A 22,508-nucleotide genomic window follows, 5' to 3' on the forward strand; every position below is an offset into this window, starting at 1 on the left:
GGGACAGGGAACGAGGGAGCCGATGGGCGAGGCGTCCGCCAGGGAGCCGGACGGCGCGCACACGGGTGACGGAGTCATCGTCACCCGGGCGCTCACCAAGCGCTACCGCGGCGGACAGCTCGCCGTGGACGGTCTGCACCTGACCGTCCCGGAGGGCAGCGTCTTCGGCTTCCTCGGCCCCAACGGCTCCGGCAAGACCACCACCATCCGCATGCTGATGGGCCTGATCGAGCCGACCTCCGGCACGGCGCGCGTCCTGGGGCGTCCCATGCCCCGCTCCGCGCGCGCCGTGCTGCCCCACGTCGGCGCCCTCATCGAGGGACCGGCCCTGTACGGCTTCCTCTCCGGCCGCGACAACCTGCTCCGCTACGACGCCGCCGACCCGGCCGCCGACCCGCGCACCCGGCGGGTCCGCGTCGCCGCCGCGCTGGACCGGGTGGGCCTGACGGCCGCCGCCGGCAAGAAGACGAAGGCGTACTCCCTCGGCATGAAGCAGCGCCTGGGTCTCGCGGCGGCCCTGCTCCAGCCGCGCCGGCTGCTCGTCCTGGACGAGCCGACCAACGGCCTCGACCCGCAGGGCATCCGGGAGATCCGCACCCTGGTGCGCGAACTGGCCTCCGAGGGCACCACCGTCTTCCTCTCCTCCCACCTGCTCGACGAGATCGAGCAGGTGTGCACGCACGCCGCCGTGATGGCCCAGGGCCGGCTCGTCGTCCAGGGCCCGGTGGCCGACCTGGCGGCGGGGGCCCGCGGCCGGCTGGCGGTGACCACACCCGACCCGGCGGACGCGGCCCGGGTCCTGAAGGAACAGGGGGTCGCCGACGTCGTGGTGGCCGAGGACCGGGTGACCGGCGAAGCTCCCGGACGCGACCTCGCCGAGGTCAACGCCGCGCTGGTGAACGCCGGCGTCCGGGTGCGTGGCTTCGGAGTCGAACGGGCCTCGCTGGAGGACGCGTTCGTGGCGCTGACCGGGGAGGGCTTCGATGTCGCGGGCTGAAGCGGTGCGCGGGGCGAGTCCGCTGTGGACCCTCGGCCTGTTCCGCAACGAGCTGCTCACCACCTTCCGGCGCTGGCGCACCCTCGCCCTGCTCGGCGTGCTGGCGGCCGTACCGGTCCTGGTCGGCGTGGCCGTGCGGATCGAGACCGGTGACGGCCCGTCGGGCGGGGGCGGCGGGGGAGGGCCGGCGTTCATCTCCCAGATCACCAACAACGGGCTGTTCCTGGTCTTCACGGCCCTCGCCGCCACGCTGCCGTTCTTCCTGCCCATGGCGATCGGGGTGATCGCGGGCGACGCCCTGGCCGGCGAGGCCAACGCCGGCACCCTGCGCTACCTCCTCGTCGCCCCCGCCGGCCGCACCCGCCTGCTGCTCACCAAGTACGCGACGGTCATGGTGTTCTGTCTGGTCGCCACCCTCGTGGTCGCCGTCTCGGCCCTGATCACCGGCGCGCTGCTCTTCCCGCTCGGTGACCTCACGACCCTCTCCGGCACCCGGATCGGCTTCGCCGAGGGACTGGGCAGAGCGCTGCTGATCGCCCTGGTCGTCGCCGCGTCACTGACCGGAGTGGCGGCCCTCGGCCTGTTCGTCTCCACGCTCACCCACAGCGGCATCGCGGCCATGGCGACCACGGTGGGCCTGCTGATCACGGTCCAGATCCTCGACCAGATCCCCCAGTTGCACGCCCTGCACCCCTACCTCTTCTCCCACCACTGGCTGTCCTTCGCCGACCTGATGCGCGAACCGGTCCACTGGGACGACCTCACCAAGAACCTCGGCCTCCAGGCCCTCTACGCGGCCGTCTTCGGCTCGGCGGCCTGGGCGCGGTTCACGACGAAGGACATCAACGCGTAGGGGTTACGGTCCGGTCCGACCGGGTGCCGGGGGGAAGCGGGCCCGGCCGGTGAGCCGTGGGGTCAGGCGGCCTCGTACGGGTAGCGGGCGAGGGGTGCCTCCCGGGCGAAGAAGGTCTTCGCGCGGGCCAGGGCGTCGGTGTCCTTCAGGACGTCACCCGGCTTGCTGCCGTTGCCGAGCAGCACCCCGCCGAACCGCATGCCCAGGTAGGCGGCCGAGTGGTTCAGCGTGCCGACCAGCGGGTCCGCCACGGACGTCTCCTCGTGGGCGAGCGCGGTCACGCCCCACAGGGTGCGGTCCGCCATGGTGGCCTTGAAGTCCAGGCCGGGAGTGCGCAGCCAGCCCGCCCAGTGGTCCAGGTAGCGCTTGGTCTGCGCGGACACCGAGTACCAGTACAGCGGTGAGGCGATCACCACGTCGGTGGCGGCGAGGGTGGCGTCCAGGAGCCGCGCCACGGGGCCCTCGCCGGCGCGGACGTGGTCGCTGTCGTGGCGCAGGTCCTCGAAGTCGGGCAGGGGGTGGTCGGTGAGGCCGATCCACTGCTGCTCCACGTCCGGGGGCAGCTGTTCGGCGGCCCGGCGGGCCAGCAGTTCGGTGTTGCCGTCGGGGCGGGCACTGCCCAGGAGGAAGAGAAAACGACGCGTCATGATCATCCCCAGATGCTCGGCGTACGCCAATTGCAGGCTCTTGCATCTTATGCACATGCAAGTAAGTTGCCAAGGGCCTTTGCTGGCAAGGGGATTCACGCGGTGGCGCCGCGCCGTTCCGCCTCCCGTGCCACGGCGAGCAGCAGGTCCTCCCGGCCGTGCGCCGCCACCAGCTGGAGGCCCGCCGGGCAGCCGTCGGCGCCGAACCCGGCCGGCAGGCTCAGCGCGGGGTGCCCGCTGAGGTTGAACGCCCAGGTGAGCGCGGTCGAGTAGCGGTCACCGGGGCCCTCGTGGCCGTGCGGCGCGGTCGGTGTCGTGGGGGTGAGCAGCAGATCGGCGCCGGAGAAGAGGGCGTCCAGGCGGCGGTCGTTCTCGGCGCGGACGCGGTGGGCGCCGGCCCGGTCCGCGCCGGGCGCGCGCAGGGCCGACCAGGCCGGGCCGGGGTCGAGGAGCACGGGCGACTCCCGCCGCCGTGCCGGCCGTACGGTCCCCGTGCCCACGAGCCGGCCGGCCGCCGACCGGGCCAGCGCTACCTGCTCCGGGTCGGGCCGGGCGAAGCCGAGGCCGGGGGACCAGACGGCCCGGACCGGGAAGTCCGCGGGCGCCCGGTCCGCGCCGGACGGCCGCACCGCCCGCCACCAGGCCGCCGCGTCCGCGGCCGTACGGGCCAGGACGCCGGGTGCCGCCAGTCCCGTACGGTCGGGCGACGCGAGGAGGCCGCCGGTGGCCTTCAGTCCGACCACCGCGCACCACGCCGCCGGGATCCGTACCGAGCCCGCCCCGTCGCTGCCCGTCGCCAGCGGCACCAGCCCCGCCGCCACCGCCACCGCCGCCCCGGCCGACGAGCCGCCCGGCGTGCGGTCCGCCCGCCACGGATTGACCGTACGGCCGTGGGCGCCCAGCCCCCACGTCTGCCAGGGCGTCCCCGGGCCGGGCACCGCGGTGGCGCCCACCGCGACACAGCCGGCCGCGAGCAGCGGACCCGCCGCCCGCAGTCCGTACCGTCCCTTCACCGCGACCGGCACCCCGGCCAGCGGCAGCCCCTCACCGGCGGCGACGCGCGCGTCCACCTCGCGCGCCCGCCGCAGCGCCTCCCCGGGCCACACGTCGAGGAAGGCGCACAGCACCGGATCGGCCCGCCCGATCCGCTCCAGCGCCTCCGCGACCACGTCCACCGCCCGGAGCGTGCGCCCGCGCACGGCGGAGGCGATCTCCGCCGCGCCGCCGTCTCCGCTCAGCGCGTCGCACCCGTCAGACGGGCCGGCGAGTCCGACCCGTGCGGGGGCCGGCCGCTCAGGTCGCCCAGGCGCCACTCGGACACCCACGGCACCCGGTACACGTCGATCACCGACTCCACCCGCCGGATCCGCTGGGCGAGGGGACGGGGCAGCCGCCCGGGCGCGTCCGCCACCAGGACGACGGCCTCCAGGGCCAGCCCCCGGGGCGCCTCGCCGCGCCGGAACGCCTCCACGGCCGGGACCACCGCGTCGAGCCCGGCCGCGTGGGTCCGGGCGACGAACAGCACCGACCGCGGATCGGCGGGCCCGGGCCAGGCACGTCCGCCGTCGTGGCCGCCGTAGACGGCGGCGAGCGTGGAGACGCCGGCACCGCCGTGCAGGCCGACCCAGGAGAAGCGCCGCGGCGCCGCGTGCGGGCGGGCGGGGTCCGGCGGGGCCACCGCCTCCGCGTCCGGTGCCGCCTCTGCGTCCGGTGCCGCCACCGCGTCCGGTGCGGCCACCGGCCCTCGGATCCAGATCTCCGGTCCCTGTCGCATGCCTGTCCGCATGCCCCCTCTCCTGCTCGTCACCTCGATCTTCATGCCGGCGCGCGGGCCGGGAACCGGCACCGACGGCCGTTGGGACGAGCCTGTGACAACGCGGTGACGTGAGAATCGCGGGCGAGCGGACAGACTCGACGGCAGGTGTACGACCCGAATGAGGGAACGATGTCTCGACTCAGCCGCGAGCAGCAGCGGGAACAGCAGCAGGCCGCCGATGCGGCGAACCTTGCGGCAGCGCCGATCGACGTCCATGTCCCCGCCGGCGCGGCAGCGGCGTGGGTGGGCGGGGTGGCGGTGATCGCGGGGCCCGGGGAGGAGATCCAGCACGCGGTGCTGAACCGCCTCCACCGCCTCGCCATCGCGTCCGGGCACGCCGTCCTCGCCACCGTGCACGACGAGCGCATCGGCTACGTCGTGCCGCTCCAGGTCGAGCCGGACGGCTCCAGCCGGTTCACGGCACAGCCGGACCGGCTGCGCACGGCGCGGGACCGGGAACCGGAGCACAGGGCCGAGCCCGCGCGCGAGCCCGACACGGACCGGCCGACGCACCTGCTGCGCCCCGCGCCCCAGCCGCCGGCAGCCGCCGAGCCGGCGCCCGCGCGGGACTCCGCCCCCACGTTCAGGCTGCGCCCGGTCCCGGAGACGCGGGCCCCCGCCCGGGACGCCGTGCCGACCTTCCAGCTCCGGTCCGTTCCCGAGCCCGGGGAGGGCACGCCGCCCGGCACGGTCGCGCCCCCGACGGGCGCGTTCGGCCCGCCCCCGCCCATGGACACCGTGCGGCGCCCCACCCAGCCGGACGCGGCCCAGCCGAGCTCCGAGCCGGTGCCGGACACCGAGCCCGTGCCGGGTCCGCGGCCGGTGTCGAGCCCGCAGTCCGTGCGGGGTCCGCAGTCCGCGCCGGGTCCGCAGCCTGTGCCGGGCTCGCAGCCTGTGCCGGATTCCCAGTCCGTGCCGGCCCCGCAGCCTGTTCCGGCCCCGCAGCCCCTGCCGGCCCCGCAGCCCCTGCCTGGCCCGCGGTTCACGTCGGGTCCGCCACCGGTGCGGAACCCGCGGCCCCAGCCGGATCCGGGCCCCGAAGCCCTGCTGGACCCCGACCCCAAGCCCACCCCGCCCCGCGGGTTCGACGCCGTGGCGGAGGCGGTGCTCGGCGACGGACCCCCCGCCTCGTCGGGCGAGTACCACCTGGCGGAGCCCATGGCCCGGATCAACGAGGCCGTCCGCTCCGGCCGGATCGACACGGCCGCCGGCCTGGCGGAGGAGACCGTGGTCCAGGCGTCGGCCACCCTGGGCCCGGAGCACCCGGAGGTGCTGCGGCTGCGGGAACTCACCGCCTACATCGCCTACCTGGCCGGTGAGCCGCTGCGCGCCTTCCGGCTCTCCCTCGACCTCGTCCTGATCCGACGCCGGGCCCACGACGCGGAGGCCGCCTACGGCAACGTCCGCAGCGCCGCCACCGCGTGGCGCGGGGTGCGCGATCCGCTGCTCGGCCTCGAACTCGGGCACGAGCTGATCGCCCTGTGGACCGAGCTCGCCGCGGAGGGCGGTGCCGCCGCCGACGAGATCGAGGAGCTGGAGTCGGCCCGCGCCCGCATGGGCCGCCTGACGGAACGGGCCCGCACGCGACAGACCTGAACGGCGGGGAGCCGACGGGGGACGCCGTACCGCCCCGCCCGTGAGGGCCGGCGCCGGCGCCGGCGCGGCGCTACGGCCTGGCCGCCGGCGCGTCCGGCTCCGGGGCGGCGGGCACGCCCTCGGGGCCACGGTCGGAGCCCGCCTCGTCGGCCGCCTCGTCGGCCGCCGCGGCGCTCGCGGCGGCGGACCGCCCGGCGGCCAGCGTGCGGGCGGCCCGGCGGGCGGTGCGCAACGCGTCCCAGGTGAGCACGGCGAGCGCCAGCCACACCAGGGCGAAGCCGGCCCAGCGCTCCGGCGGCATGGCCTCCTTGAAGTAGAGGACGCCGAGGAGGAACTGGAAGACCGGCGCCATGTACTGCAGCAGCCCCAGCGTGGACAGCGGCACGCGGATCGCGGCGGCGCCGAAGCAGATCAGCGGGATCGCGGTGACCAGTCCGGTCCCCGCGAGCAGCAGCGCGTGTCCCGCCCCCTCGCCGGTGAAGGTGGATTCGCCCCGGGTGCTCAGCCACACCAGGAAGCCGAGCGCGGGCAGGAACTGGATCGCGGTCTCGGCGGCCAGCGACTCGACGCCGCCGAGGTTGACCTTCTTCTTCACCAGGCCGTAGGTGGCGAAGGAGAAGGCGAGGCAGAGGGAGATCCACGGCGGCCGGCCGTAGCCGACGGTGAGGACGAGCACCGCGGTGACGGCGATCCCGACCGCCGCCCACTGCGCGGGCCGCAGGCGCTCCTTCAGCAGCAGCACGCCCATCGCGATGGTGACCAGCGGGTTGATGAAGTAGCCGAGGGAGGCCTCGACGACGTGGCCCGAGTTCACGGACCAGATGTACAGGCCCCAGTTCACGGTGATGACCGACGCGGCGACCGTGATCAGCGCCAGTTTGCGGGGCTGCCGCACCAGCTCGCCGAGCCAGGCCCAGCGGCGGACGACGAGCAGCGCGGCGAGGACGAAGAGCAGCGACCAGACCATCCGGTGGGCCAGGATCTCCACCGCGCCCGCGGGTTGCAGCAGGGGCCAGTACAGGGGCACGAGCCCCCACATGGCGTACGCGGCGATGCCGTTCAGCAGTCCTATGCGTCCCTCTGCGGCCGACTTCCCGGTCACGGGCCCTCCTTCGTGCCTGACGCGTGCCCTGTCTCCGCGACGCCCGCCGAACGCGCGCGCGATGCTCGCCGGACGACGGTAACGCCGGACACCCCCGCGTGTCATGTCCGTACCGGAATACGGTCATGACCGACGGGGGTGGAGGGACGGCGGTGACCCGGGTCAGCCCTTCAGGGCGGCGGCGACGGCCTCGGCGAGCGGGGTGGTCGGGCGGCCGGCCAGCCGGGACAGGTCGCCGCTGTCGACGACGAGCTCGCCCCTCCCGATGGAGACGTCCGCGCCCGCGAAGGCCGCCGCGGCCGGCTCGGGGACACCGGCGCCGGTCATGATGCCGGTGAGCGCCTCGGGCGTGACCGGGTTGTAGACGATCTCCTCGCCGGTCTGCCGGCTCAGCTCGGCCGCGTACTCGGCGAAGCTCCACGCCTCATCGCCGCCCAGCTCGTACGTCCGGTTCTCGTGCCCCTCACCGGTGAGTACGGCGACGGCGGCGGCCGCGTAGTCGGCGCGGGAGGCGGAGGAGACCCGGCCCTCGCCGGCGGCGGCCAGGACCGCGTGGTGCTCCAGCACCGGGGCGAGGTTCTCGGTGTAGTTCTCGTGGTACCAGCCGTTGCGCAGCAGCACGTACGGCAGGCCCGAGGCCAGCAGGACCTCCTCGGTGGCACGGTGGTCGTCGGCCAGGGCGGCGGTCAGGGACCCGGGGGCGCTGGTGTAGGCGAGCAGGGCGACACCGGCCGCCTTCGCGGCGTCGATCACCACCCGGTGCTGGCCCACCCGGTCCCGGCCGACCTCGTTGCCGGAGATCAGCAGCACCTTGTCGCCGGCCGCGAACAGGCCGTCGAAGGTCTCGGGGGCGTCGTAGTCGGCGACCGCGATCCGCACCCCGCGCGCGGCGAGGTCCGCCGCCTTTCCGGCGCTGCGGACGACGGCCGTGACCTGCTCGGCGGGGACCTTCTCCAGCAACTGCTCCACGACGTGGCGGCCGAGGTGTCCGGTGGCTCCGGTGACGACGATGCTCATGGTGCGCGACTCCTTTGTGGGGTGGGTACTCCACTAACCGTAAGAGACGCGCTATCTGAAGGAAAGTACCCACCTTGACGTAAGGTACTGGCATGACGGTAAGTGTGAGGGGGCGCGGCGGCGACGCCGAGGCGATGTGCCCGCAGCGGCTGGTCCTGGAGCACGTGACCAGCCGCTGGGGCGTGCAGGTGCTGATCCGTCTCCTGGAGCGCCCGTACCGCTTCAGCGAACTGCGCCGGGCCATCGGCAGGGTCAGCGAGAAGATGCTCACCCAGACCCTGCAGACCCTGGAGCGCGACGGGATGGTGCACCGTGACGCCAGGCCGGTCATCCCGCCCCGCGTCGACTACTCCCTCACCGGCCTGGGCCGTGAGGCCGCCGAGCAGGTGCGCGACCTCGCCCTGTGGACGGACCGGCGCGTGACCGACGTGCTCGCCGCCCGCCAGGCGTACGACGAGGCCCGGACGCCGTAGCGGCACCCGGGCCTCGTCGGTGACCACGGCGGGGATCAGCCCACGACGGTCCAGGTGTCTCCGCCGGCCAGCAGCGCGGCCAAGTCGCCCTTGCCGTTCTGTTCGACCGCGGCGTCGAGCTGGTCGGCCATGAGGGTGTCGTAGACCGGCCGCTCGACGGAACGGAAGACACCGATCGGGGTGTGGTGCAGGGTGTCCGGATCCGCGAGCCGGGACAGGGCGAACGCGGTGGTCGGGGACGCGGAGTGGGCGTCGTGGACCAGGATCCCGGCCTCGTTGTCCGGCGTCACCGTGACCACCCGCAGATCACCCGTCCGCTGGTCGCGCACGACGCCCTTGGACCCGTCGGCGCCGAAGCGGATCGGCTCGCCGTGCTCCAGACGGATCACGGCCTCCTCCGCCCGCTGACGGTCCTTGAGGACCTCGAAGGCGCCGTCGTTGAAGATGTTGCAGTTCTGGTAGATCTCCACCAGCGCCGTGCCCGGGTGGTCGGCGGCCTGGCGCAGCACCTCGGTGAGGTGCTTGCGGTCCGAGTCCACCGTGCGGGCCACGAACGACGCCTCCGCGCCGATGGCCAGCGACACCGGGTTGAAGGGCGCGTCGAGCGAGCCCATCGGCGTCGACTTGGTGATCTTGCCGACCTCCGAGGTGGGCGAGTACTGGCCCTTGGTCAGACCGTAGATCCGGTTGTTGAACAGCAGGATCTTCAGATTGACGTTGCGGCGCAGCGCGTGGATGAGGTGGTTGCCGCCGATGGACAGCGCGTCGCCGTCACCCGTCACCACCCACACGCTCAGGTCGCGGCGGGAGGCCGCGAGCCCGGTCGCGATGGCCGGCGCACGGCCGTGGATGGAGTGCATCCCGTAGGTGTTCATGTAGTACGGGAAACGGGAGGAGCAGCCGATGCCCGAGACGAAGACGATGTTCTCCTTCGCCAGGCCGAGCTGCGGCATGAACCCCTGCACGGCGGCGAGCACCGCGTAGTCACCGCAGCCGGGGCACCAGCGCACCTCCTGATCGGACTTGAAGTCCTTCATGGACTGCTTGCCCTCGGCCTTGGGGACGAGCTGGAGCAGCGCGTTGGCGTCAGTCATCGATGGCCTCCTTCAGCGCCGCGGCGAGCTGCTCCGCCTTGAACGGCATACCGTTGACCTGGTTGTACGAACGGGCGTCGACCAGGTACTTCGCCCGCACGAGAGTGGCGAGCTGCCCGAGGTTCATCTCCGGGACCACCACCTTGTCGTACCCCGCGAGCACCGCGCCGAGGTTGCGCGGGAAGGGGTTCAGGTGCCGCAGGTGCGCCTGCGCGACGGACTCCCCGGCGCCCCGCAGCCGCCGCACCGCCGCCGTGATCGGCCCGTACGTCGAACCCCAGCCCAGCACCAGGAGCCGCGCGGTCCCGTCCGGGTCGTCGACCTCCAGATCCGGTACGTCGATGCCGTCGATCCTGGCCTGCCGGGTGCGGACCATGAAGTCGTGGTTGGCCGGGTCGTAGGAGATGTTGCCCGTGCCGTCCTGTTTCTCGATGCCGCCGATGCGGTGCTCGAGACCGGGCGTGCCCGGGACCGCCCACGGACGGGCCAGGGTCTCGGGGTCCCGCTTGTACGGCCAGAACACCTCGGTGCCGTCGTCCAGGGCGTGGTTGGGGCCCTGCGCGAACCGCACCCGCAGATCGGGCAGCTCCTCCGTGTCCGGGATCCGCCACGGCTCCGAACCGTTCGCCAGGTAGCCGTCGGAGAGGAGGAACACCGGGGTGCGGTACTCCAGCGCGATCCGGGCCGCCTCCAGGGCGGCGTCGAAGCAGTCGGCCGGGGTGCGCGGCGCGACGACGGGGACCGGCGCCTCACCGTTGCGCCCGTACATCGCCTGGAGCAGGTCCGCCTGCTCCGTCTTGGTCGGCAGACCCGTCGACGGGCCGCCGCGCTGGATGTCCACGATCAGCAGCGGCAGCTCCAGCGACACCGCCAGCCCGATCGTCTCCGACTTCAGCGCCACACCGGGACCGGACGTCGTCGTCACCGCGAGCGAACCCCCGAAGGCCGCCCCCAGCGCCGCCCCGATACCGGCGATCTCGTCCTCCGCCTGGAAGGTCCGCACACCGAAGTTCTTGTGCCGGCTCAGCTCGTGCAGGATGTCCGACGCCGGGGTGATCGGGTACGAGCCCAGGAACAGCGGCAGGTCCGCCTGCCGGGACGCGGCGACCAGGCCGTAGGACAGGGCCAGGTTCCCCGAGATGTTGCGGTAGACACCGGGCGGGAACGCCTTCGCCGCCGGGGCCACCTCGTAGGAGACGGCGAAGTCCTCGGTGGTCTCACCGAAGTTCCAGCCGGCCCGGTAGGCCGCGATGTTGGCGGCCGCGATGTCCGGCTTCTTCGCGAACTTCGTCCTCAGGAACTTCTCCGTGCCCTCCGTGGGCCGGTGGTACATCCAGCTCAGCAGGCCGAGCGCGAACATGTTCTTGCTGCGCTCGGCCTCCTTGCGCGTGAGGTCGAACTCCTTCAGCGCCTCCACCGTCAGCGTGGTCAGCGGAACCGGGTGCAGGTGGTACCCGTCCAGCGAGCCGTCCTCCAGCGGGCTGCTGTCGTAGCCGACCTTCTGCATCGCCCGCTTGGTGAACTCGTCCGTGTTGACGATGATCTCCGCGCCGCGCGGCAGGTCGCCGACATTGGCCCTGAGCGCGGCCGGGTTCATCGCCACCAGCACGTTGGGGGCGTCACCGGGGGTGAGGATGTCGTGGTCGGCGAAATGGAGCTGGAAGGACGAGACACCCGGCAGGGTGCCCGCGGGGGCGCGGATCTCGGCCGGGAAGTTCGGCAGTGTGGAGAGGTCGTTGCCGAAGGACGCGGTCTCCGAGGTGAAACGGTCACCGGTGAGCTGCATCCCGTCACCCGAGTCCCCCGCGAACCTGATGATCACGCGGTCGAGCCGGCGGACGTCCTTCGCGCCCGCCGCCTTGCGCTGCTCTCCTACGACTGCTCCGTCGGCCTGCTCCGCAGTGCTGCTGACCTGGCTGGTCACTGAACTGGACCTCCTCGAGGGCGGCTGTCCGGGACGGCCTTCCCGCAGGCCTTCCCCGCATAAACCCTACGTCCGTAAGGGTCGCCTTCCTCGGGTCATTCGCATCTTGGACACGACTTCGCGGTGTCCCGTCCCGACCGGGCGACCCCGCCCTACGAGTTGAGGTAGGTGAGAACGGCCAGGACCCGCCGGTGATCACCGTCGCTCGGGGACAGCCCCAGCTTCAGGAAGATGTTGCTGACGTGCTTCTCCACCGCTCCGTCGCTGACCACCAGCTGCCGGGCGATCGCCGAGTTCGTCCGTCCCTCGGCCATCAGGCCCAGTACCTCCCGCTCGCGCGGGGTGAGCCCGGCCAGCACGTCCTGCTTGCGGCTGCGCCCCAGCAGCTGCGCCACGACCTCCGGATCCAGCGCCGTACCGCCCCCGGCCACCCGCACCACCGCGTCCACGAACTCGCGCACGTCGGCCACCCGGTCCTTGAGCAGATAGCCGACGCCCCGGCTGGAACCGGCGAGCAGCTCCGTGGCGTAACGCTCCTCCACGTACTGCGACAGCACCAGCACCCCGATGTCCGGATGCGACTTGCGCAGCTGCACCGCGGCCCGCACGCCCTCGTCCGTGTGCGTCGGCGGCATCCGCACGTCCGCCACCACGACGTCCGGCAGCAGGCCCTGCCCGTCCAGCTCGGCGATGGTCTTAATCAGCGCCTCCCCGTCGCCGACGCCGGCCACGACCTCGTGCCCCCGGTCGGTCAGCAGCCGCGTCAGACCCTCCCGCAGCAACACCGAATCCTCGGCGATGACCACCCGCACCCTGTCCTCCACGTTCCTCGGACCCCCCACACCCCTGTTTCCGGGCCCGCCCTCCTGGCGGGCCCGGCCGACGGGTCCAGCATTCCAGCATCCGGCGGGGAACGGGCCGGGGCATCGCGACCGGGGGTGTCGGCCGGGGCCTTCCCTTCGTCGGCCGGCCGGCGGCGGCACGCGGACGGGCGGGCGCGGCCCCAGCTGGGTCCGCGCCCGCCCGCCCCGTCCCGTCGGTCAACGGGGCCCGGTCACCGGGTCCGCTCCGCGCGCCACGGCAGTTCGGCGGTCACCCGGGTCGGACCGCCGGCCGGGGAGTCCACCACCAGGATCCCGTCCACCGCGTCCAGCCGCTCCGCCAGACCCGAGAGCCCGGAACCGTGAGTGGTGTCGGCGCCGCCCACCCCGTTGTCCACCACCTGGAGCATCAGCCGGTTCTCCGCGCGCCACACCTCCAGCGCGGCCCACGTCGCCCGCGAGTGCTTGCTGATGTTCTGCAGCAGCTCCGAGGCCGTGAAGTAGGCGATGCCCTCGATGGCCGGCGCGGGCCGCTCCGTCAGGTCCACCTCCACCTTCACCGGGACCGTGCAGCGCGAGGCGACCGAGGACAGGGCGGCGTCCAGACCACGGTCGGTCAGCACCGCCGGGTGGATACCGCGGGCCAGGTCCCGCAGCTCCTGCAGCGCCGTCTTCACCTCGCCGTGCGCCTCGTCCACCATCTGCGCCGCGACCTTCGGATCCTCCCGCAGCTTCTCCTTCGCCAGCCCCAGATCCATCGCCAGCGCCACCAGCCGGGCCTGCGCCCCGTCGTGCAGGTCGCGCTCGATGCGCCGCAGGTCCGCCGCCGCCGTGTCCACCACGACCCCGCGGTCCGACTCCAGCTCCACCACCCGCGTGGCCAGCCGGGACGGCCCGAGCAGCCCGTGCACCATCACCCGGTCCACCGTCGTCAGCGCCCGCACGATCCACGGCGTGGCGAGCGTGAACAGCAGACCCACCCCCGCGGTCACCGCGATCTCGAACGGGTTGTCCAGGTAGAACTGCCGGTGCTCGTCGCCGTACAGCTGTATGCCCGACTGCCCGCCGTACGTCGGGAGGACCCAGAACCACAGCGGGTACGTCACCAGGGTCCAGCCCACCGACCAGAGCGTCACGGTGACGGTGAAGGAGAGGACCGCCCACGGCAGCTGGAGCACCGCGTACAGCAGGGCCCGCCAGGAGGAGCCGCTCTTGAGCACGGCGCCGACCCAGGACATCAGCCCCTGCCCCTTCGCCCGCAGCGGCTCCGGCTCGCCCACCTCCAGGCCCAGCAGCCCGCGCGCCCGGGCCCGCTCCACCGACCCCATCCCGCGGCAGCCGGCGAGCGCCGCCGCCAGCACCGGGACGCCGAGGAACGTCACCAGCAGGCCCGCCCCCAGCGACACCATCGTGACCGCGTAGGTGAACAGCAGGATGCTGATCGGCAGGCTCAGCAGGACGTAGCCCAGCTCCCGCCAGGTGCGTCCCTCGACCGGCGCCCGCAGGGCGGCCGGCAGCCGGTGCTTCCCGGGGTGTCCGGGCTCCGCGGGGAGCCCGTAACCCTGTCCGTACTCCGTGGCCATCGGTGTCGTCCTTCGTCTCGTCCGGGGGCTGTCCTCGTATCCCCAGACTCCTCCGTGGCGGGCCCGCGGACCATGGAGTCCGTCGCAGTCCTGAACGGGGGGTTTTCCCTACCGTCGGCCGCGGGCAGGCGCCCGCCCGCCCCCGCGCGCCTGCCCGTCCGGGACACCGGCACGGTCCCGCCACGGCAGCTCCGCCGTCACCGTCGTCGGACCGCCCTCCGGCGAGTCCACGACGAACAGGCCGTCCACCGCGCCCAGCCGGTCGGCCAGGCCCCGCATGCCGGAGCCGCCCTCCAGCCGGGCACCGCCCCGCCCGTCGTCCCACACCTGCAGGAACAGCCGCCCCTCCGACCGCCACGCGTCGACCGCGGCCGACCGGGCCCCGCTGTGCTTGCTCACGTTCTGCAGCAGCTCCGAGACGGTGAAGTAGGCGATGCCCTCGATGGCGGCCGCCGGACGCTCGTCCAGATCGACCGTCACCTGCACCGGCACCGTGCAGCGCGAGGCGACCGAGGACAGCGCGGCGTCCAGACCGCGGTCGGTCAGCACCGCCGGATGGATACCGCGGGCCAGGTCCCGCAGCTCCTGCAGGGCCAGCTTCACCTCGCCGTGCGCCTCGTCGACCATCGACGCCGCCGCGTCGGGGTCCTCCAGCAGCTTCTCCTTGGCCAGACCCAGCCCCATCGCCAGATTGACCAGCCGGGCCTGCGCCCCGTCGTGCAGATCGCGCTCGATGCGCCGCAGGTCCGCCGCGGCCGTGTCCACCACCACGCCCCGGTCGGACTCCAGCTCCGCGATGCGCCGCTCCAGCTCGTCGGAGGGCGACAGCAGTCCGCGCACCATCGCCCGGTCCCCGTCGGCCAGGGCCCGCACGACGAACGGCAGCACCGGCCACAGCACGAACAGCCCGGTCAGCGTCACGGTGAAGGTCAGCACCCCCCACGGCAGCCGTATCAGCTCGTACAGCACCGTGCGCCAGCCCACCGGGTCCTTCAGCGCCATCCACAGCCGCGGCCAGAAGCCGCCGGCCCGGCGCGGCAGCCGGCTCGGCTCCTCCACCCGCACCCCGAGCAGCTTCCTGGCCCGGGCCCGCTCCAGCCGGCCCAGCAGCCGCGCCCCCATCAGCCCGGCGGCCAGCAGCGGCAGCCCGATCACCGTCACGGTCAGCCCGGCACCGGTGAACAGCATGGTCACCGTGTAGGTGAAGCCGACCAGCGACACCGGGAGGTTCGTCAGCAGATGGACGATCTCCTTCCAGGTGTGCGCGTCGAAGGCGAAACGGGCCGGCGGCGGACGGTCGCCGGGGCCGGCCGGCGCGGCGTGCGCCGTCACGGGCGCACCCGCGGGCGGGAGGGGTTCGGTCATGCGCCCAGCCTGCCGGGAGGAGGGGGGCCCGCGCCATCAGGCGGACCGCCGGGACGCCCTGAGGAAAACCCCACCCCGGGTGTCCCGAGTGGTGACGGGCCGCTTACCGTGGCTTTATCAGGGCCTAGACTCCCGTGCGTACAGATCTCCGAGGCAGTGAGGGGCGGACGTGCGGGAAACGACCGTCGTCGCGGCGGACTACTTCCGGTCCTACTCGGTCGTCGGCCTGCTCGCCGTCGTCGGCCTGCTGTTCGTCGCCGTGGCCTTCGGGGCGGGCCGCCTGCTCCGGCCGGTGGTCCCCACCCCCGAGAAGCTCATGACGTACGAGTGCGGGGTCGACCCCGTCGGCGAGGGCTGGGCCCACACCCAGGTCCGTTACTACGTGTACGCCTTCCTCTACGTGATCTTCGCCGTCGACTCGATCTTCCTCTTCCCCTGGGCCACCGTCTTCGCCGCCGAGGGCTACGGCGCGACGACCCTGGTGGAGATGTTCATCTTCCTCGGCTTCCTCGCCGTGGGCCTGCTGTACGCATACAAGAAGGGCGTCCTGACATGGACGTGAACCCTGCCGCCGCCGAGAACCCCGCCGCCCCCGGGCCCGTGCCGCTCCCGGAGCCCAAGCGGCTGGGCGCGCTCGCCCGGCTGGCTCCCGAACCGATGAAGGTCGTCCTCAACTGGGGCCGCCGCTACTCGCTCTGGGTCTTCAACTTCGGCCTGGCCTGCTGCGCGATCGAGTTCATCGCCGCCTCCATGGCCCGGCACGACTTCATCCGCCTCGGCGTCATCCCCTTCGCGCCGGGACCGCGCCAGGCCGACCTGATGGTCGTCTCCGGCACGGTCACCGACAAGATGGCGCCCGCGGTGAAGCGCCTGTACGAGCAGATGCCGGAGCCGAAGTACGTCATCTCCTTCGGCGCGTGCAGCAACTGCGGCGGCCCCTACTGGGACTCCTACTCCGTCACCAAGGGCGTCGACCAGATCATCCCGGTCGACGTGTACGTCCCCGGCTGCCCGCCCCGCCCCGAGGCACTGCTCCAGGGCATCCTGAAACTCCAGGAGAAGATCGCCCGGGAGTCGCTGGGGGAGCGGTACGCATCCGGCGGCGGCGCACGGCCCTCCGCGGCGGCCCTGCAGAGCGGCCTGGTCCGGCCGCCGGCGCCGCCGGCCGGTGAGGGGGAGGGCCGATGACCGCGGCCGGCTGGCTCCCCGACGACACCGGGGAACTCTTCGGCGCCGACGCCACGGCGGAGGAGTCGTACGGCGTCCTCACCGTCGACGTCCCGCCCGCCTCCTGGATCACCGCCCTGGAGACCGCCCGCGACCGTCTCGGCTGCACCTTCTTCGACTGGCTGAGCGCGGTCGACGAACCCGGCACGGGCTTCCGCGTCACGGCGCACGTCGCCGCCCTCGGTCCCGTACGGCGCCTGCTGCTGCGCACCACGGTGGCGCACGACGCCCCGACGCTGCCCTCCGCCGTCGGCGTCTACGCGGGCGCCGCCTGGCACGAGCGGGAGACCCACGAGATGTTCGGGGTCGCCTTCACCGGCCACCCGGGCCTGGACCACCTCCTCCTCCCGGACGCCTTCGAGGGCCACCCGCTGCGCAAGGACTTCGTCCTCGCCGCCCGGGTCGCCAAGGCATGGCCCGGCGCGAAGGAACCCGGCGAGTCCGAGCACGGCGGCCCCAGGCGCCGCCAGATGCTGCCGCCCGGCGTCCCCGACCCCAACGAATGGGGGCCCCTGAAGGGCCAGCTCCCCCCGGCCCCGTCCCGCCCCGCCCGCGGCACGGCCAGGCCGGCCGCGGGCACGCCCCGCACCCCCGCCGAACGCCCGCCCCGCCGCACCCGCTCGGCGTCCGAGGGTTCGGCGAGCCAGACCTCCGCGCCGGAGGCGCCGGGCGTGCCGCGTCGTAGTCGTTCGGCGTCCGAGGGTTCGGCGAGCCAAACGGCTTCCGCCGAGGCAGTCGACCGGCCCTCGACCCCGCCGCGCCGCAGTCGTTCGGCGTCCGAGGGCTCGGCGAGCCAGTCGGCGCAGGCGAGCCCCGAACAGGCCGCCCCTACGGCCCGACGCGCGCGGAGCGCGAGCGAGGGGTCGGCGTCGCAGCGCTCCGGTGGGGCCGCCGCGGGCGGCCCCCGCCGGGCGCGCAGCGCGTCCGAGGGGTCCGCGAGCCGGCGCGCCGTTCCGGACGAGGCCCCGCCGACGGGCGACGAGCCCACGCCCACCGGCACCGGCCGGCCGGACGGACCTCCCCCCGCCGCCCCGCGCAGCCCGGACGCCCCGTGGCACCACGCCCGCCCGGCCTTCACGGAACCGGCAGCGGAGTCCCCTCCCGAGCCCGGCGCCGAACCGGCCCCCGAGCCCGGCGCCGAACCGGCCCTCAGGGCCGGGGCCGACGAGCCCGGTGCCGACGAGCCGGGGGGCGACGAGCCCGGGGGCGACGACGCGCCCCGTCCCACCGGACGGGCCCGCGCGACCGAGCAGACCACCGAGTCCGAGACCGGACCCGGGACCCAAGCCGGACCCGAGACGGAGACCGAGGCCGGACCCGGGACCGAGACCGGACCCGGGACCGAGGCCGGACCCGGGACCGGCACCACCACTCCCGACGACCCCGCAGGAGGCCCGCGGTGAACGACGTGCTCGACGTCGCCCTGCGACTCCTGGTCGTCTTCGTCGTCTTCCTCACCTTCCCCCTGATCGTGGGTCAGACCGAGCACAAGGTGATGGCCCACATGCAGGGCCGCCTCGGCCCGATGTACGCCGGCGGATTCCACGGCTGGGCCCAGCTCGTCGCCGACGGGGTGAAGTTCGCGCAGAAGGAGGACGTGGTCCCGGCCGGCGCGGACCGCCGTATCTTCCAGCTCGCCCCCGCCGTGGCCCTCCTGCCGTACCTCCTCGTGCTGCTCGCCATACCGATCGGCCCGGGCGAGGGCGCGGTCGGCCAGGTGATCGACGCGGGCGTGTTCTTCGTCCTCGCCGTCATGGGCGTCGGAGTCCTCGGCTCGCTCATGGCCGGCTGGGCCTCCGCCAACAAGTTCTCCCTCCTCGGCGGCCTGCGCACCGCAGCCCAGCTCCTCTCCTACGAACTGCCGATGCTGCTCACCGCCGCATCGGTGGCGATGGCGGCCGGCACCGTCTCGCTCGTCGGCATCCTCGACGCCTTCGAGTGGTGGTGGGTGCCCTGGCAGATCACCGGCGCGCTCGTGTTCTTCATCGCCGGCCTCGCCGAACTCCAGCGCCCTCCCTTCGACATGCCGGTCGCCGACTCGGAGATCATCTTCGGCGCGTACACCGAGTACACCGGTCTGCGCTTCGCCCTCTTCCTCCTTGCCGAGTACGCCGGGATCGTCGTGCTGTGCGGCCTGACCACCGTCCTCTTCCTGGGCGGCTGGCACGGCCCCTGGGGCGCCGACGGACTCGGCTGGGTCTGGACCCTGCTCAAGGCCGCGGTCCTCGCCTTCGTCGTCATCTGGCTCCGCGTCACCTACCCCCGCATGCGCGAGGACCAGCTCCAGAAGTTCTCCTGGACCCTCCTCGTCCCCCTGTCCCTCGCCCAGATCGCCCTCACCGGCGTCGTCAAGGTGGTGTTCCTCTGATGGCCCCCATCCCCGGCTCCGGCCTGGCCAAGGGCCTGGCCGTCACCCTGCGGACGATGACGAGGAAACCCGTCACCGCCCAGTACCCGGACACCCAGCCCGACCTCCCGCCCCGCACCCGCGGAGTGATCGGCCTGTTCGAGGAGAACTGCACGGTCTGCATGCTGTGCGCCCGCGAGTGCCCGGACTGGTGCATCTACATCGACTCCCACAAGGAGACGGTGCCCCCGGCGGCCCCCGGCGGCCGCGAACGCAGCCGCAATGTCCTGGACCGCTTCGCCATCGACTTCTCCCTGTGCATGTACTGCGGCATCTGCATCGAGGTCTGTCCCTTCGACGCCCTGTTCTGGTCCCCGGAGTTCGAGTACGCCGAGACCGACATCCGCGACCTCACCCACGAACGCGACAAGCTCCGCGAGTGGATGTGGACCGTCCCCGCCCCGCCCGCGCTCGACCCCGGCGCCGAGGAACCCAAGGAAGTGGCCGCCGCCCGCAAGACCGCCGACAGACTCGCCGCCGCCCAGGCCGAACAGCAGGAGGAGTCGTGACCCTCGCGGCAGCCGCGGCAACGGCCGCGCACGCCACGGCCACCACCGCCGCCGACCCGCAGGGCTTCCTCTCGCCGACCGGCGTGGAGATCGCCTTCCTCCTCGTCGGCCTGGTCACCCTGGGGGCCGCGGTCGTCACCGTCACCACCCGGCAACTGGTGCACGCCGCCCTGTGGCTGGTGGTCGCCCTCGGGGGCCTCGCCGTCGAATACCTCCTGCTCACCGCCGAGTTCATCGCGTGGGTGCAGGTCCTCATCTACGTCGGTTCGGTCGTCGTCCTCCTCCTGTTCGGGCTCATGCTCACCCGGGCCCCCATCGGCCGCTCACCCGACGCCGACTCCGGCAACCGCTGGGTCGCCCTCGGCGTGGCCGTCACCGCCGCGGCAGCCCTGGTGTGGGTGGTCGTCGACGCCTTCCGGACCACCTGGATCGACCTGGACGGCGCCCCCGCCGGCTCGACCGAGGTGACCGGTGCGAGCCTCTTCCAGCACTGGGTCCTCCCCTTCGAGGCCCTCTCCGTCCTCCTTCTCGCCGCCCTCGTCGGCGCGATCGTCCTCTCCCGCAAGGCCAAGACCGAGGCCGGGGCCGATGCCGAGGCCGAACGGGCGGCGGCCACCGCCCCCGGCGCCCCGCGGTCCGGGGCCACCCGGCGCGAGACGGAGGGGACCCGCTGATGCACCTCGCCTATCCCGCCGTGCTGTCCGCCCTCCTCTTCTGCACCGGCCTGTACGGCGTCCTCGCCCGCCGCAACGCGATCCTCGTCCTGATGTCGGTCGAGCTGATGCTCAACGCCGTCAACCTCAACCTCGTCGCCTTCGACGTCTGGCTCAGCCGGGCCGCCGAGGAGACCCTGCACTCCGGACAGGCCCTGGCCCTGTTCACCATCGCCATCGCGGCCGCCGAGATCGGCATCGGCCTGGCGATCGTCCTCGCCGTGTACCGCAACCGCGGCACCTCGGACATCGACAAGCTCCGCGACACCGCCGAGGGCCACGAGCCCGACGGCCCCGAAAGCGACGTGTCCGGCAGCGGCGCCTCCGCTCCCCGCACGGCCACCGAGAAGGCCGAGGCCACCGCGTGACCACGACCACCCTCGCCGTCCTCGTCCCCCTCCTGCCGTTCCTCGGCGCGATCGCCGGACTGCTCCTGGGCCGCACCGCCCCCGGCTTCGTCCGGCCGCTCGCCGTCCTGCCGACCCTCGTCTCGCTCGGGCTCGCCGCCGCGGTCGCCGCACGCCAGGGCGGCGACGGCGCGGTGGACGCCGCCACCGAGCTCACCCCGACCGGCTCGGTCCCCATCGAACTCGCCCTGTACGTCGACGGCTTCGCCGCACTGACCGCCGTCCTGGTCACCGTCGTCGCCACCTGCGTACAGATCTACTCGACCGGTTACCTGCGCGACGACCCGCGCTACCCCTCCTACGCCGCCCTCGTCTCGCTGTTCACCTCCGCGATGCTCCTGGTCGTCTACTCCGGCGACCTGATGGTCCTGCTGGTCGGCTGGGAAGTCATGGGCATCTGCTCCTACTTCCTCGTCGGCCACTACTGGGAGACCCCCGAGGCCCGCGCCGCCTCCCTCAAGGCATTCCTGGTCACCAAACTCGGCGACGTCCCCTTCCTCATCGGCCTGTTCGCCCTGGCCACCGACGCCGGGTCGTTCCGCATCACCCGCATCCTCGGCGCCGTCGCGAACGGCGGCATCGAACAGCCCACGCTGATCGCCCTGCTGCTCCTGGCGGGCGTGGCCGGCAAGTCGGCGCAGTTCCCGCTGCACACCTGGCTCCCCGACGCGATGGCGGGCCCCACGCCCGTCTCCGCGCTGATCCACGCCGCGACCATGGTCGCCGCCGGTGTCTACTTCGTCGCCCGCCTCCTCCCGCTCTTCGAGGCGTCCCGGGCCGCGATGACCGTCCTCGCCGTCATGGCCGCCGTGACCATGACCGGCTCGGCGCTCGCCGCCCTCGCCCAGGACGACATCAAACGCGTCCTCGCCTACTCGACGATCGGCCAGCTCGGCTACATGACCGGCGCCCTCGCCGTCGCCGACCGCGGTGCCGCCGTCTTCCACCTCCTGTCCCACGGCGCCTTCAAGGCGCTGCTGTTCCTCGCCGCCGGTGTGATCATCCACGCCGCCGGCACCAACTCGCTGGCCGCCATGTCCCGCATGGGCCGCCTGCGCGACCGCGTCCCGGACGCCTACTGGACGATGACCGTGGCCCTCCTCGCGCTCGCCGCGATCCCGCCGTTCAGCGGCTTCTTCTCCAAGGAGGCCGTCCTCGGCAGTGCCGAACACGTCGTCACCGGCCACACCGGAGCCGCCCCCGCCGCCGCGGGCTGGATCGTCCTCCTCGCCGGCCTCGTCACGGCCCTGCTCACCGCCGCGTACGCGACCCGCCTGTGGCTCCTGGCCTTCCGCGGCGACGGCCCCGACGCCGCCGACCACGGCAGGCAGCCGCTGTCGATGACCGTGGTGCTGTGGGTGCTCGCCGTGCCGTCCCTCGCGCTCGGCGGCCTCGCCTTCCGCGTACTGCCCGACTGGTTCGACGGCCACGACCTGACCCCGACCCTCACCACCTCCGTCCTCGGTACGGGCGTGGCGCTGGTCGGCGGCATTGTCACCTACGCCACCTGGCGGCACACCACCGCACACGCCGCCCGTATCCCCCTCGGCGCCGTCGCCGCCCACCCCGAGGGCGACCCCGGGCGGGTCGAGGCGGAGGCCATCGCCAGCCACGAACCGGCTTACGGCGACATCGCGTACGCGCCCGACCCGACGGACCCCGGACGGCTGCTGCTCGGCCCGCTGCACCGCCCCGCGGCTGCCGGCTTCCACCTGGACGCCCTGTACACGGCGCTCTTCGTCCGCCCGGTCCGGGCCGGCGCGAGCCTCGTGCGGTTCCTCGACCGCGAGGTCGTCGAGACCTACGTACGCGGCGCGGGCACGCTGCCCCGATGGCTCGGCGCAGCCGTGCGACGGGCCCAGACCGGCAATCTGCAGACCTATGTGAGCGCGCTGCTCGCCGGCACCGTCGTCCTCACGGTCGCCGTCGTCCTCGCCGCCACGGGAGCGTGAGCAGG

Annotated in this window: 22 protein-coding genes; 12 read left to right on the forward strand and 10 right to left on the reverse strand. The window is 73.6% G+C overall.

The genetic code is table 11. The features are described from left to right. The first annotated feature begins 22 nt into the window (after positions 1–22). Together IE172_RS18205 and IE172_RS18210 are read left to right on the forward strand one after the other, a co-directional pair. A complete protein-coding gene (locus tag IE172_RS18205; protein ID WP_190098301.1) occupies positions 23–997 on the forward strand; it encodes an ABC transporter ATP-binding protein in 975 nt (324 codons plus the stop codon). Further along, entirely contained in the window at positions 984–1,850 is an 867-nt protein-coding gene (locus tag IE172_RS18210) for an ABC transporter permease (protein ID WP_190098302.1), read from the forward strand. Before IE172_RS18205 ends, IE172_RS18210 begins: the two co-directional genes overlap by 14 nt. A 62-nt stretch (positions 1,851–1,912) precedes the next feature. On the opposite strand, the gene IE172_RS18215 is transcribed toward IE172_RS18210, so the two are convergent. The 3 genes from IE172_RS18215 to IE172_RS18225 all read right to left on the reverse strand — a co-directional run bounded on the left by IE172_RS18215 (position 1,913) and on the right by IE172_RS18225 (position 4,283). Further along, the gene (locus IE172_RS18215; RefSeq protein WP_190098303.1) at positions 1,913–2,497 is read right to left on the reverse strand and encodes a flavodoxin family protein; all 585 of its coding nucleotides are present in this window, start codon (positions 2,495–2,497) and stop codon (positions 1,913–1,915) included. A gap of 95 nt (positions 2,498–2,592) precedes the next feature. Next, complete coding sequence (locus IE172_RS18220; protein WP_190098466.1) at positions 2,593–3,735, reverse strand: amidase family protein; 1,143 nt, start codon at positions 3,733–3,735, stop codon at positions 2,593–2,595. Then, positions 3,732–4,283, reverse strand: coding sequence for a DUF6668 family protein (locus IE172_RS18225; RefSeq protein ID WP_190098304.1), 552 nt, complete (start codon positions 4,281–4,283; stop codon positions 3,732–3,734). The genes IE172_RS18220 and IE172_RS18225 overlap by 4 nt, the downstream gene beginning before the upstream one ends. A 159-nt stretch (positions 4,284–4,442) precedes the next feature. Between IE172_RS18225 and IE172_RS18230 the strand changes: the two genes are divergently transcribed. Next, positions 4,443–5,909, forward strand: coding sequence for a tetratricopeptide repeat protein (locus IE172_RS18230; RefSeq protein ID WP_190098305.1), 1,467 nt, complete (start codon positions 4,443–4,445; stop codon positions 5,907–5,909). 70 nt (positions 5,910–5,979) lie between these two features. Here IE172_RS18230 and rarD read toward each other — a convergent pair whose 3' ends face one another. Together rarD and IE172_RS18240 are read right to left on the reverse strand one after the other, a co-directional pair. Then, positions 5,980–7,011 carry an EamA family transporter RarD gene (rarD, locus tag IE172_RS18235; RefSeq protein ID WP_190098306.1) on the reverse strand — a complete coding sequence of 344 codons (1,032 nt, stop codon included), beginning with the start codon at positions 7,009–7,011 and terminating at the stop codon, positions 5,980–5,982. Positions 7,012–7,173: 162 nt separating this feature from the next. Then, complete coding sequence (locus tag IE172_RS18240; RefSeq protein ID WP_190098307.1) at positions 7,174–8,028, reverse strand: SDR family oxidoreductase; 855 nt, start codon at positions 8,026–8,028, stop codon at positions 7,174–7,176. A gap of 92 nt (positions 8,029–8,120) precedes the next feature. On the opposite strand from IE172_RS18240, the gene IE172_RS18245 reads away from it, so the two are divergent. After that, complete coding sequence (locus IE172_RS18245) at positions 8,121–8,501, forward strand: winged helix-turn-helix transcriptional regulator (protein ID WP_190098308.1); 381 nt, start codon at positions 8,121–8,123, stop codon at positions 8,499–8,501. A gap of 35 nt (positions 8,502–8,536) precedes the next feature. Here IE172_RS18245 and IE172_RS18250 read toward each other — a convergent pair whose 3' ends face one another. The 5 genes from IE172_RS18250 to IE172_RS18270 all read right to left on the reverse strand — a co-directional run bounded on the left by IE172_RS18250 (position 8,537) and on the right by IE172_RS18270 (position 15,288). Next, positions 8,537–9,595 (reverse strand): 2-oxoacid:ferredoxin oxidoreductase subunit beta, encoded by a 1,059-nt coding sequence (locus tag IE172_RS18250; protein ID WP_190098309.1) that lies wholly within the window; start codon positions 9,593–9,595, stop codon positions 8,537–8,539. Then, positions 9,588–11,519, reverse strand: a complete 1,932-nt coding sequence (locus IE172_RS18255) for a 2-oxoacid:acceptor oxidoreductase subunit alpha (RefSeq protein ID WP_190098310.1) — start codon at positions 11,517–11,519, stop codon at positions 9,588–9,590. The genes IE172_RS18250 and IE172_RS18255 overlap by 8 nt, the downstream gene beginning before the upstream one ends. 152 nt (positions 11,520–11,671) lie before the next feature. Next, positions 11,672–12,331 carry a response regulator transcription factor gene (locus IE172_RS18260; protein ID WP_306432796.1) on the reverse strand — a complete coding sequence of 220 codons (660 nt, stop codon included), beginning with the start codon at positions 12,329–12,331 and terminating at the stop codon, positions 11,672–11,674. Between the two features lie 242 nt (positions 12,332–12,573). Next, positions 12,574–13,923, reverse strand: coding sequence for a sensor histidine kinase (locus tag IE172_RS18265; RefSeq protein WP_190098312.1), 1,350 nt, complete (start codon positions 13,921–13,923; stop codon positions 12,574–12,576). Positions 13,924–14,031: 108 nt separating this feature from the next. After that, positions 14,032–15,288: a sensor histidine kinase gene (locus IE172_RS18270; RefSeq protein WP_190098313.1), complete on the reverse strand. Its 1,257-nt coding sequence runs from the start codon at positions 15,286–15,288 to the stop codon at positions 14,032–14,034. Positions 15,289–15,457: 169 nt separating this feature from the next. Between IE172_RS18270 and IE172_RS18275 the strand changes: the two genes are divergently transcribed. Genes IE172_RS18275 through IE172_RS18310 form a run of 8 tightly spaced genes read left to right on the forward strand, consistent with a single transcriptional unit; the run spans position 15,458 to position 22,503 of the window. Next, positions 15,458–15,850: an NADH-quinone oxidoreductase subunit A gene (locus IE172_RS18275; protein WP_190098314.1), complete on the forward strand. Its 393-nt coding sequence runs from the start codon at positions 15,458–15,460 to the stop codon at positions 15,848–15,850. Beyond that, the gene (locus tag IE172_RS18280) at positions 15,841–16,476 is read left to right on the forward strand and encodes an NADH-quinone oxidoreductase subunit B (RefSeq protein WP_190098315.1); all 636 of its coding nucleotides are present in this window, start codon (positions 15,841–15,843) and stop codon (positions 16,474–16,476) included. The genes IE172_RS18275 and IE172_RS18280 overlap by 10 nt, the downstream gene beginning before the upstream one ends. Beyond that, positions 16,473–17,918 carry an NADH-quinone oxidoreductase subunit C gene (locus IE172_RS18285; RefSeq protein WP_229886173.1) on the forward strand — a complete coding sequence of 482 codons (1,446 nt, stop codon included), beginning with the start codon at positions 16,473–16,475 and terminating at the stop codon, positions 17,916–17,918. Before IE172_RS18280 ends, IE172_RS18285 begins: the two co-directional genes overlap by 4 nt. Further along, a complete protein-coding gene (locus IE172_RS18290) occupies positions 17,915–18,883 on the forward strand; it encodes a complex I subunit 1/NuoH family protein (RefSeq protein ID WP_190098316.1) in 969 nt (322 codons plus the stop codon). Before IE172_RS18285 ends, IE172_RS18290 begins: the two co-directional genes overlap by 4 nt. Then, positions 18,883–19,431: a NuoI/complex I 23 kDa subunit family protein gene (locus IE172_RS18295; RefSeq protein WP_190098317.1), complete on the forward strand. Its 549-nt coding sequence runs from the start codon at positions 18,883–18,885 to the stop codon at positions 19,429–19,431. The genes IE172_RS18290 and IE172_RS18295 overlap by 1 nt, the downstream gene beginning before the upstream one ends. Next, positions 19,428–20,105, forward strand: coding sequence for an NADH-quinone oxidoreductase subunit J family protein (locus IE172_RS18300; protein WP_190098318.1), 678 nt, complete (start codon positions 19,428–19,430; stop codon positions 20,103–20,105). Before IE172_RS18295 ends, IE172_RS18300 begins: the two co-directional genes overlap by 4 nt. Beyond that, complete coding sequence (gene nuoK, locus IE172_RS18305) at positions 20,105–20,512, forward strand: NADH-quinone oxidoreductase subunit NuoK (protein ID WP_190098319.1); 408 nt, start codon at positions 20,105–20,107, stop codon at positions 20,510–20,512. Before IE172_RS18300 ends, nuoK begins: the two co-directional genes overlap by 1 nt. Beyond that, positions 20,509–22,503, forward strand: a complete 1,995-nt coding sequence (locus tag IE172_RS18310; RefSeq protein WP_190098320.1) for an NADH-quinone oxidoreductase subunit 5 family protein — start codon at positions 20,509–20,511, stop codon at positions 22,501–22,503. Before nuoK ends, IE172_RS18310 begins: the two co-directional genes overlap by 4 nt. Positions 22,504–22,508 lie beyond the last annotated feature (5 nt).

It is taken from the genome of Streptomyces griseoflavus, assembly GCF_014649995.1.
Lineage (GTDB): Bacteria > Actinomycetota > Actinomycetes > Streptomycetales > Streptomycetaceae > Streptomyces > Streptomyces griseoflavus.

What these genes read in the sequence shown, in the direction of transcription:
- IE172_RS18285 (WP_229886173.1), top strand. Translation starts at nt 16,473, where the DNA reads ATGACCGCGGCCGGCTGGCTCCCCGACGACACCGGGGAACTCTTCGGC.
- IE172_RS18215 (WP_190098303.1), bottom strand. Translation starts at nt 2,497, where the DNA reads ATGACGCGTCGTTTTCTCTTCCTCCTGGGCAGTGCCCGCCCCGACGGC.
- IE172_RS18280 (WP_190098315.1), top strand. Translation starts at nt 15,841, where the DNA reads ATGGACGTGAACCCTGCCGCCGCCGAGAACCCCGCCGCCCCCGGGCCC.
- IE172_RS18210 (WP_190098302.1), top strand. Translation starts at nt 984, where the DNA reads ATGTCGCGGGCTGAAGCGGTGCGCGGGGCGAGTCCGCTGTGGACCCTC.
- IE172_RS18250 (WP_190098309.1), bottom strand. Translation starts at nt 9,595, where the DNA reads ATGACTGACGCCAACGCGCTGCTCCAGCTCGTCCCCAAGGCCGAGGGC.
- IE172_RS18265 (WP_190098312.1), bottom strand. Translation starts at nt 13,923, where the DNA reads ATGGCCACGGAGTACGGACAGGGTTACGGGCTCCCCGCGGAGCCCGGA.
- IE172_RS18225 (WP_190098304.1), bottom strand. Translation starts at nt 4,283, where the DNA reads ATGCGGACAGGCATGCGACAGGGACCGGAGATCTGGATCCGAGGGCCG.
- nuoK (WP_190098319.1), top strand. Translation starts at nt 20,105, where the DNA reads ATGCACCTCGCCTATCCCGCCGTGCTGTCCGCCCTCCTCTTCTGCACC.
- IE172_RS18270 (WP_190098313.1), bottom strand. Translation starts at nt 15,288, where the DNA reads ATGACCGAACCCCTCCCGCCCGCGGGTGCGCCCGTGACGGCGCACGCC.
- IE172_RS18230 (WP_190098305.1), top strand. Translation starts at nt 4,443, where the DNA reads ATGTCTCGACTCAGCCGCGAGCAGCAGCGGGAACAGCAGCAGGCCGCC.
- IE172_RS18245 (WP_190098308.1), top strand. Translation starts at nt 8,121, where the DNA reads ATGACGGTAAGTGTGAGGGGGCGCGGCGGCGACGCCGAGGCGATGTGC.
- IE172_RS18205 (WP_190098301.1), top strand. Translation starts at nt 23, where the DNA reads ATGGGCGAGGCGTCCGCCAGGGAGCCGGACGGCGCGCACACGGGTGAC.
- IE172_RS18295 (WP_190098317.1), top strand. Translation starts at nt 18,883, where the DNA reads ATGGCCCCCATCCCCGGCTCCGGCCTGGCCAAGGGCCTGGCCGTCACC.
- IE172_RS18240 (WP_190098307.1), bottom strand. Translation starts at nt 8,028, where the DNA reads ATGAGCATCGTCGTCACCGGAGCCACCGGACACCTCGGCCGCCACGTC.